At 50.5% G+C, this 4301-nt stretch carries 3 protein-coding genes and 1 pseudogene; all 4 read left to right on the top strand.

The window, feature by feature from the left end:
• Window positions 1-1593 (top strand): DUF637 domain-containing protein (locus tag BMY98_RS27490; RefSeq protein ID WP_217648338.1); only part of this gene is annotated, 1593 nt, incomplete at its 5' end.
• Window positions 1593-2156: a suppressor of fused domain protein gene (locus BMY98_RS26385; protein ID WP_074893727.1), complete on the top strand. Its 564-nt coding sequence runs from the start codon at window positions 1593-1595 to the stop codon at window positions 2154-2156. The genes BMY98_RS27490 and BMY98_RS26385, both read left to right, overlap by 1 nt.
• Window positions 2157-2897: 741 nt before the next feature.
• Window positions 2898-3506: a hypothetical protein gene (locus BMY98_RS26375; RefSeq protein ID WP_074893723.1), complete on the top strand. Its 609-nt coding sequence runs from the start codon at window positions 2898-2900 to the stop codon at window positions 3504-3506.
• A 595-nt stretch (window positions 3507-4101) separates the two neighbouring features.
• Window positions 4102-4301: pseudogene (locus BMY98_RS27775) on the top strand (hypothetical protein); the annotation flags it as partial.

Genomic DNA, 4301 nt, shown 5'->3' with positions numbered 1-4301 from the left:
AGCCTGGGTCAGGGCGCGATGCTGGCGATCATCATTGTCGCGACTGTATTGACGGCTGGTGCCGCTAGCGCGGCAGTTGGCAGCGCTGCTGGTGCCGGTGTGGGAAGCGGGACCGCAATGGCAGCGGGTGGTAGCACCGCCATGGTGGAAGCCGGTACTGCGGTGGGGACCGCAGCAGCAGGGTGGGGCAATGTTGCAGCAACTGCCGCACTTACCTCCTTGGCGGGTACGGCGGCCGTGAGTGTCATCAACAACAAAGGCAATCTCGGAAACACGGTTAAAGATACCTTTAGCAGTAACAGCCTCAAGAACGCGCTCATTGCAAGCGTGACCGCGGGCATGATTGATTACGCAGACCAAAATTGGTTCGCCAGCGCGGGTGATGCGGCGAATGGCGGTTCAAAAGTTATTACAGCAGGGCCGACTCAAAATCCAGGATACGCATCGAGCATGCTACAGCCCGACAGTTGGGCGAATACGCTGGCACGCAGCGGCACGCATGCTCTGATCAACAGCGGGGTATCGACAGCGGTCAATGGAGGCAACTTCGGTTCTAATCTAGGAAGTGCACTTGTAAGCGAGGGTATCGACCTCGGTGCTGCAGTAGGTAACAACGCCATCCACAAGCTGGCGAATGGATTGGGTGTGGCGCCCGCGATTGCGGAAAAGATGGTATTGCATGCTGCGCTGGGTGGCCTGATCGCCAAAGCACGGGGAGAGGATTTCGCCAGCGGTGCAATCGCAGGTGGCGTAGCGGAAGGATTAACGCCCATTGCGAACGCCGCACTGGCGGAGTTTGTCAGTGCCCGGTTTAACCCGAGCGACATGAGCGTTGAGGGGAGCCAGTATAAAATCGCCACCGCGCAAATTATTGGACTGATCGCGGCTGGAGCTGCGGGTGGTAACGCTGCGACTGGCAGCCTGATAGGCGGTACAGGAGAGAGATACAACGAACAGGGATTCCAGGATCCCACTTCGATGCTCGACGGCAACGGGTTACCCCCTCAGAAGACAACATCGGAAATTGATAAGGTCAAGGAACAGGTATCCTTGGCTATCTTGGGCATACTTTTCCCTGCGGCGCTTGAAGAGATGGCTGCTGGCACACTGGCGAAGATCGCCGGGATGTTTAGTCAGCGCGCTGAGGAGGGCGCACTGGCGGGCGCGAGTTCAGGGGGAAGAGCGGTAGGAGCGGTTGACGCTGGTGCTGGGGCAGGGGAAGCTGCTGGTGGGGCGGGAGAGACTGCAGCAGCAGGTGCAGGTGCAGGTGAGACGGCAGACGGTGTTGGAAGAGGAGCAGCAGATGTAACAAAGCGACCTTCCGGTTTCAGAAAAAAAACCGTTCAGGATTCTTGGGATAACGCGGCGAATGGTTCTGCTCCAGGTACTAAAGAATGTCCTACTTGTAATAAGGACGTAAGTGTTGCTCCCGGAGAAGGCCGCCGAGATTGGGATGTTGACCACCAGCCACCTTGGAGTCAGCGCGATCTTTCTGGGAAAACGCGCTCGGAGGTGTTGGATGACTATAATAAGGGTACGAGGCTCGAATGTCCGAGCTGCAACCGTTCACGTGGGGCGAGGCCTGCTGACTAATGACTTTAATCGCGCACATCGAGAGTACGCTTGGGCAAATAGAGCAGGGTTGGAGTTTTGAAGAAGGCTCTAAGTCAGTACAGGTTGTTCGTTGTAGAAATCAGCCTTTCGACAGTGTGGTGACGTATCTCACGGTTGGCCTTAGCAATTTTTCATTGTCTATGCCACGGGGGCGTAAAATTAGGCAAGAACTTGTTTTTACGGCGAATGAAAATTTCTCTGCCAGGCAAATTGCATCTTTTATGCTCACCTTTAGCAATTACATTTTGGCGCGTAACCAGGCATTGCTCCGTGGAGACATTATAGGGCCTAGCGAGCCGTTAATTTCGGGTGTGGCTGTAAATTCGATTTATGCATCTATTCCAGTTTTATTTGATGAGAGTTTTTCAACGTATACAGATTCGTCACCACATACCGTAATGGTATGGTTGATCCCCTTGCTTACAGAAGAGGCAAATTTTGTAAAAGATAGAGGCTGGAGTCTATTTGAGGATATGCTTGAGCTTGAGAATCCGGATCTTATGGATTTGAACAGAGGGTCAATTGTTAAAGAGAACGGATAAAAGAGGACGGATCTTTTTGTTTCTACCCTTGTTAAGGAAGCTCTGAAGAAGATCTTCAAACTTGGCAGAATGCCTGATCTCAACCCCCGGCACGCCTGATGAAGTAGATGACCTTCGCCGACGTCGATTACGCTGGCAAACGCAAGCAAACCCTTGAAGAGGACGATAAAAGGGGACGGACCCTTTATATCGAACTTGATAAAAGGGGACGGACCCTTTATATCGAACTTCGTCGTGTACGCTTTGCTGGGCGGTGGGGCTGGTCCGACGCAGACGGGGAGAGTGGTATCAGCCACCGAAAGTAGTGTAAAAGTGGATGTGCCCAAGACCGAGCAGTATTTCAGGGTCGAAGGCGGTGGGGCCGGGGCAGCAACTAGTCAGAACCGCATTACTGCGAATGCAGATGGAAGTATTAGCATAAACCCTGGTTGCACTGGACAGCTTTGTGTAAGCGTAGGAAATGCTGATCATGCAAGCTATTATCTGACGAATAAGCGTCCGGATGGTTCGGTAATTGTTTTTGACGTGGATGCTAAATTACATAAAGAAATTATGGAAAGCGCAATCCCTCAACGGCCGATACCCAGGTATACCGCGCGATCCATCGGCTCCCAAAATCGTGGATCCCGATCAGCCGGGTACAGCTCTTGAGTTGCCGAAAGTATGGGAGGCATTACTTGAAAAAGGTTCGAGTAATGCAAAGGTTTATACTCAAGAGAAATTTTTGAAGGAGTTTGGGAAGTGAGTGTGAATAAAGATTTATTGGATGAAGTGTTTAGTGGCGAAAAAAGTATATGTTTTTTTGTGCACGAAAAAGTTTGTTACTGGGTTTTGGATGATAAATACAATTTTTCTCTTGATGCTGAAAAGGATTATGACGCTTATCTCAATAAAGGGGTTATAACAAGGCAGCAATATCTGCAAGCGTGCAAAGAATTTCGGGGTGGAATTCTAAAGTTGACGTCGGATAATTTTCTTCAGTACATAGATAGCATGGACGGCGAAGTACTCTCAATGCAAGCCCTTGCAGGCCTTTTTGATGCTGACGAAATTTGTGATATAGGAGGATTGCTAAAGGCGGTAGAGGCCTATTATTTAGCAGGGGCTGAGTTGAGTGCAGATCATTTTCATTCTGCCGGAAGAGTAGCTTCCAGGTTGCCGCAATTCTACGTAAACTTCGACAGAAAAATTTATATGCATATGGATGTTGGCAGATTTCATGAGGAGCTAGCGTACGCTGGATGGTTTGCTAAATGTGCGGATTTCAATTTTCTAATCCCGGACTCTGAACGATATTGGGTTAAGAATGGTGATTGTTGGAAACTCAGGTTTGTTCAGCAGGCTTGCTGAATAATAGCTTGATACGCAACAGGAAGTGTGATGTAGGAGAGGTGCAATCCAACTACTGAGAAACTGGAAGAACCTTTGGTCTCTTGCGACCAGTAAGTGGACACCCATTCGGCTCTATTGGAAGCAAGGATTTTTGACGAATATTGGATGTGCAGGGCTCAGATGATGATACAGATCGGAGATGTTTTTGATATCACTGCTCCGAGTGAAGAAGCATATTTTTAGTTTGTGAAAAAACTACTTCCGATGGGCTCTTTAATCCGCGTCTTACCATGTTCACACACCGACCTGCCGGATTTAACCTCGCCAACGATAGAAGAAAAAATTCCTGTTTTTTTCTGTGTCTACGGCCTTCAAATAAGGGGTTATCCGCGGGTTTAAAATTCTGCTATTCCAGAATACTGTCTACAGAGACCCATTTTTCTTGCTGGGGTGGCAGATCCTTCGATGTACAAACACGTTCTGCGCTAGTGGTGTTTAAGCCTTTGTCGCCTTGGTGTAAGAAAAAGCCACCAAGGCACTTCGCGGGTTCTCACTGTTTGTTGTAAGTGCTAGTGGCGGTGTATGGCTGTCGATCAAGTCCCCGGCGTCGCCGGTGGCACAGCCGCTCCAGCCATCCCGGGTGTTACAACTGTCACAGGCACTGCGGGCACCACCAGCTCGAGCCGAGCCCGCCACCGCGCAGACCGTTGCCCGAGTGCAGGGCCTGCCCTCTACCGCAGCCACGGCCCGCACCGGCAAATACCTGATCGAAACCAACCCGGTGCTCACCGACCTCAAGCAATTCATGAGCTC

This window comes from Pseudomonas graminis (genome assembly GCF_900111735.1).
Lineage (GTDB): Bacteria > Pseudomonadota > Gammaproteobacteria > Pseudomonadales > Pseudomonadaceae > Aquipseudomonas > Aquipseudomonas graminis.
Note: the sequence above shows the minus strand (reverse complement) of the source record. Positions and strands in the feature narration are given on the sequence as shown.